Origin of the sequence: Sphingobium wenxiniae, assembly GCF_007830065.1 — a bacterium.
Lineage (GTDB): Bacteria > Pseudomonadota > Alphaproteobacteria > Sphingomonadales > Sphingomonadaceae > Sphingobium > Sphingobium wenxiniae.
In genome coordinates this window covers 1-4,981 of record NZ_VLKK01000052.1, presented here as the reverse complement: position 1 = coordinate 4,981, position 4,981 = coordinate 1, and the positions used below count along the sequence as shown (strand labels likewise).

General features: G+C 60.9%; 8 protein-coding genes. 3 read left to right on the top strand and 5 right to left on the bottom strand.

What is annotated here, in order from left to right:
• The first annotated feature begins 270 nt into the window (after positions 1–270).
• Together IQ35_RS21690 and IQ35_RS21300 are read left to right on the top strand one after the other, a co-directional pair.
• The gene (locus IQ35_RS21690; protein WP_019053933.1) at positions 271–516 is read left to right on the top strand and encodes a helix-turn-helix domain-containing protein; all 246 of its coding nucleotides are present in this window, start codon (positions 271–273) and stop codon (positions 514–516) included.
• A 146-nt stretch (positions 517–662) separates the two neighbouring features.
• Positions 663–812: a hypothetical protein gene (locus IQ35_RS21300; RefSeq protein ID WP_172668332.1), complete on the top strand. Its 150-nt coding sequence runs from the start codon at positions 663–665 to the stop codon at positions 810–812.
• Positions 813–822: 10 nt separating this feature from the next.
• On the opposite strand, the gene IQ35_RS21295 is transcribed toward IQ35_RS21300, so the two are convergent.
• The 5 genes from IQ35_RS21295 to IQ35_RS20530 form a co-directional block, all read right to left on the bottom strand.
• Entirely contained in the window at positions 823–987 is a 165-nt protein-coding gene (locus tag IQ35_RS21295) for a hypothetical protein (protein ID WP_021223002.1), read from the bottom strand.
• A gap of 217 nt (positions 988–1,204) precedes the next feature.
• On the bottom strand, positions 1,205–1,909 hold the full coding sequence (locus IQ35_RS20545) for a DNA adenine methylase (protein WP_006954176.1): 705 nt from the start codon (positions 1,907–1,909) through the stop codon (positions 1,205–1,207).
• A 148-nt stretch (positions 1,910–2,057) separates the two neighbouring features.
• Positions 2,058–3,110 carry a hypothetical protein gene (locus tag IQ35_RS20540; protein ID WP_242003434.1) on the bottom strand — a complete coding sequence of 351 codons (1,053 nt, stop codon included), beginning with the start codon at positions 3,108–3,110 and terminating at the stop codon, positions 2,058–2,060.
• 531 nt (positions 3,111–3,641) lie between these two features.
• Positions 3,642–3,878 (bottom strand): hypothetical protein, encoded by a 237-nt coding sequence (locus tag IQ35_RS20535; protein WP_041734157.1) that lies wholly within the window; start codon positions 3,876–3,878, stop codon positions 3,642–3,644.
• A gap of 18 nt (positions 3,879–3,896) precedes the next feature.
• The gene (locus tag IQ35_RS20530; protein ID WP_014194364.1) at positions 3,897–4,601 is read right to left on the bottom strand and encodes a SprT-like domain-containing protein; all 705 of its coding nucleotides are present in this window, start codon (positions 4,599–4,601) and stop codon (positions 3,897–3,899) included.
• 104 nt (positions 4,602–4,705) lie between these two features.
• On the opposite strand from IQ35_RS20530, the gene IQ35_RS20520 reads away from it, so the two are divergent.
• Positions 4,706–4,981, top strand: a 276-nt coding sequence (locus IQ35_RS20520) for an IS6 family transposase (protein ID WP_114141915.1), incomplete at its 3' end; no start/stop codon positions are given.

Genomic DNA, 4,981 nt, shown 5'->3' with positions numbered 1-4,981 from the left:
GTTCGGCTTAGACACCCAGTTCCTAATTCAGATCAGAGGCTTACGCCACTCCCGCCAACCCTTCAGGACACTTTTGGTGAATAAGGCGGGCTAGCTCGCTAATGTAATGCAGCGAATGGAGCGCGTGTTTCAGTTGAAAGGCTGATAGATCGTCGCCCAGCTCCGCCGCGATAGCGAGGCTTTCGCGCGTGAGGGCTATAGCATGTTGGAGGCGGTGATATTGTTCGTCGTTCAAGTCCATCATCACCCGACTCCGAAGCAGGTTCCAGAATGGCAATATACCTACGTTTGGACGATATGGCGCACCCGTTGAGCAAATTATTCGGGAAGCGGTTGAGGGCGCGGAGGCAGGCCCTCAAAATGTCGCAAGCGATGCTGCATGAGCAAACCGGCGTCACGGCCTCCTACATTTCGTTTATCGAGAACGGGAAGGCCAATCCGACCTTGGATGTTATGGCGCAGCTCGCGGACGCGATCGGTTGCCCTGTCTCGGAAATGTTGGCCGCTGAAGCATAGTCGCCGCTGTCTATGCGCTGCAGCATAGCCGCCCGCGTCTATGTCGCCGGTGGCATAGACGTTCCCGTCTATGATGCTGGCCGGTGAAGCCCCTTGCTGGCTTAGGAGGTTGCAGCATCGAGCCTGAGCCGTAATCATCCGGTGCCATGAAGGACTGGCCCGATCCGAACGACGATTCCGGCAGCGACTTGCTTATCCACATCGAGTTTTGGGGATTGCTGGCGCTTACCGGGCTTGCCTTCCTCGCGGGCGTTGGGCCGCCGATCGTCCGCTTTGTCCGTTCAGTCATCGGATAGGCGCGCACGCCTATGATGCTGTCCCGTGGCGGGGAACAATGTAGGCCCATATGCCGCCTTGGCTCGCCCACTCTGGATGCCGATAGTTATAGGCCATCATGGCGAGCGTGAACAGCAGCAGCAGAAGCGCCGACAAATCGCCGCGCGAAAAGGGCCTGTTGTTATCGCCGTTCATCGCCTCTTTTGACACAGGAGCGGTAATCGGACCCTTGCCCGCCTTGGTTAAATGTTGGTGGACGAGCTGGCGGCGCAGAAAGATGGACCCGACAGCTAATGCAGCCGGGTCCAGTGAAAGAACCTAAATGATCGAGAAAGGTTCTTCGGGTCGCAGGGCTGATCTAGGATGCTTTGGTTAATCATTTCACAACGGCAACGAGTGCGGCGCTGGCCTGCTATGAGTCCACTTCCAGCAGCGCGGCGAGGATCGCAATTCGCTCGCCCGCAGGCAGCTCGCTAAACATGCGTTTCCAACGTGCCGCCTTGCGCTTGATCCTCTGGCGATCGGTGAAATCCACCCCGGCATGGGTGGCCCAATGCGCCGCGTCGGGCGCATAGTTCATCCATAGACATTCGGTGCGCGGCCCGCCTCGCGTCATGGCCTGATAGGACAGGACGCGCCAGCGCGGCGCGGGCAGCAGTTCGCTATACAGGGACGAGGGATAGCCTGAAATCATCACCGAGGCGGGCAGCGCATCGAGGACGGCCAGCAGTTCCCTATGGTCCGCTTCCGTATAGTCATAGCGGTAGCGCGTGCCCGGATGGGAGCGCGTGGCGAGGACATAGGGCGGATCAGCATAGATCAGCACGCGCCCAGCGGCCGAAAAGTCGAAATCGCGCAGGAAGGCGAGGCAATCGACGTTGTAGGTTTCGACGGCCGCGCCATCGAACGCGCTCGATTCCTCTGCCGCGATCGAGCCGAAGCACTCAAAGGTAGCCGGATCAATTTCGAGGCCGATCGAGCGGGCAGCGGGAGGCTTGCGCCGGAGGACGATGCCGGAGCCTAGATGCGTCTCAATGTAGGTATCGTGCGGCGGCATATTGGCAATCACAGCCTGATATGCGCCCGAAACCTGTTTCGAGCCGAGATAGCCGGTCATGGCACCTACTGGAAAAGAAGGAGCAGGCGGGGGAAGCGTCCCCCTGCGATCGGGCCGCCCAGCGTCCCGCTCGACCCCCACAGCAAGGGGCCAGCCCCTCGCAACGCTCCCCGGCTAACACCAAACGGAAGGTTCGGGCTGGGGGCGTTCATCTGGAACGCCGGGGCGACGGCGGCTTAGGCAGGCCGTGGCCGATTTCGTTGGATTTGGTTTTGCCGTCGCCTTCGCTCTGGCCTGTCTTGAGGGCGTCGGAGAGTCCGGCGAGCGAGCTTCCCCGCGCCGCGTTCAGGAGAGACGTTCGGCCACTTTCCGGCGTAGCTTTTCGTCCGTCGCCATGTGCGAGGCTCCCACCAACATCAGGGCCTCCAATCGCGTAAAGTTGCCCGTGGGGAGATTGTCCTTTGAATTGGAGGGCGCAATCGGCGCTGACGCGGCCGAGCTGGTTGAGCCGGTCGAACTCTCTTTCAAGCCTTTCTTGGACAGGTCCATTTTCCAATTCCTTCCGCCAGATATTTACACCGTCCATGCCTTCTAGGCGATGAACATTCGCACGATCGCGCACGTCATGGACCGCAACCGAAATCTGATCGCCAAAGCGACCTAGAAGGGCCTCTAGGCCGTCAGGCGTGCCCTCCTGAATACGCACCATCACGGCCGCGCTCGCGCCCCTGCCTAGCTCCTCAAAGCGTTGGAACGTGTGCGCAAGCGCCTCCTCTGGCCGAGGCAGCACCGCTATTACCCCGACTCTGCATCCGGCGCTCAATGCCTGTTCGACCTTGGCGATGCTCGCTTGCGGATCGACAAGCTGGCCCTCAAAGATCGCGCGCACGTCACGGCCGAGCCGGTTTCCTTCATGCAGCGCCGCATACTGGATTTCAGAGGTTTTCCCGGCCCCCGGCATCCCGGTTACGAACAGCACCAGGTTGCGGGTCGGATCGGAGCTATCGGCTACTACGCGCCGGTATTGTTCGGCCGCCAGAACGGCCGCGGCATTGTGGACGGGCGCGTTGTATCGGCCGCGGGCCTCTCTTGAGGCGGTATATTCGGGAAGCAGCTCCTTCATGGCGTCCGCACAGACGTAGCGCCCCCCGAAAGTGCCGGGTCGGGCCGCATAGTCTGTCAGGAACCGTTCGGGCGCAGCTTGCACGGCATCGACCACGCGCCGTTGCACGTCCGCGCGATCGGCGTCCGCGAACTCCAATACCCTGATAGGTTCCAATGCCATCCCGCTTCCTCTGTCAGATCCGGCATAGACGCAGGCGTCTATGAGAACCAGAACTATTTGTTGGAGCGTGGTCTAGCACGAATATAAGAAAGCCCGACACAGGGCCGGGCTTTCGCACTTTCGGACACAACGGCGGGTTGTGCGCGACCCGAAAGCAGAGTTGTTGCAGAGCCGTATCGGGCAGGCACGGCGCTGGCAAGGCGAAGGAGCTGCGCCCGCGCGATATGCCCAGCCTTTATCGTCGGCAGGCTGTTAATCATGGTGTGCAACGGAAACTTACCATTCATCGTGCAGCGCGAGATTCATGGATAGCGATCCCGGAGAAGCGCGAAGGCTGCACGCGGTTGAGAACCGCGCAATGGCGCGCCGCATTGAGGCGGAGCGTTGGAAAGCTCTATGGGATGAGGCCCACCCCGCAGCGACGGAGGCCCCGGCCCCGGACCATGCAGCTCCCGACAAACCGAGCCGCTTGCGCTCGATATTAACGCTATTCCGAAGGGATGGCCTCTAGTCTCGCTTTTGACGCTGTTCAGGCTGGCCTAAAATGTGATCGTTGATGGTCACAACGGCAAGCGGGATCAGGTTGAATAGCTGGTAGGCGCAGATCGCGCCGACAAAGAACACCAGAAGCGGGTGTGCCTCAACCAGATCATAGTTGGCCCGGACAAAAACTGTCCCCGCTGCGAAGGCGAGGACATAGAGGATCATCGTCAAAGCCCCGTCGAATAGGCTGCGCATCGTCATGGGCTGATCCTAGCCCCTTTATTCGACAGGGGCGAGGGGCGCGCTGGCGCAATCGTCGCCACCGCACAGGAGCCGCAGCGCGGGCTTGCCCCATGCCTGCACGCCGCATGTAGGGCAGCGATATTTGATCCGGTTCGATCGGTTCCCCGTGGCGGGCTGAAGCACGTCCGCCAGATGGCCGCCGGCAGCGCCGGCGCCGGCGCCGGCGTCGATCGCCGGCGTCGGCATGATGGCCGGGAACCGATCGACCCACGAAATGCGGAAATTCTGCGTCAACAGGGCATCCGTGGCGAGCATGAAGGGGCCGCCCGGAATGGCATAGTCGGCCATTTTCTGCCCTGTCCTAGCGCCTCCGGGCTGGCCCGTGCTGGACGGCATGAGGCCGATCGCTTCCATTTTGTCGGCCCATTCCCGGTTATGATAGCCGGAGCGCGACGGGTTGCCGAAATGGAACTGCCATGCGTGGACCATTTCATGCGCTACGGTTTGGAGGACTTCGAGCAGGGGGACCACGGCGAAATATGCCGGGTTGATGGCGATTTCGTCGGTCTTGCTCTTGTCGTGATGATGCACGAACCGTTCCGATGAGAAATAGCCGTAGCTCCGCTTTTCCCTCTGCATCGTAATCAGGCAGGGGGGCAGCTCGCCCGCGAACAGCTCCCGGTTGTAATGGTCGAACGCCAGTTGCAATTCAGCATAGGCTTGCGCGGTCGGGTTGGTCATGCGCCCAGCGCCTTCGCTTCGGCCGCGCAGCGATCCTTATGGGGGCTCTGTTGCAAAAATCGTGAAGCTTGAGCATGCTTGGCGGAGATTGGACGGACGGAACGATGACGGATTTCAAGTGGCGCCATTTCCAGGGTGATGTGATCCTGTGGGCGGTGCGCTGGTATTGTCGCTATCCGATCAGCTATCGCGACCTTGAGGAAATGCTGGCGGAACGCGGCATTTCGGTCGACCATACGACGATCTATCGCTGGGTCCAGTGCTACGCCCCGGAGATGGAGAAGCGGCTGCGCTGGTTCTGGCGGCGTGGCTTTGATCCGAGCTGGCGCCTGGATGAAACCTACGTCAAGGTGCGGGGCAAGTGGACCTACCTGTACCGG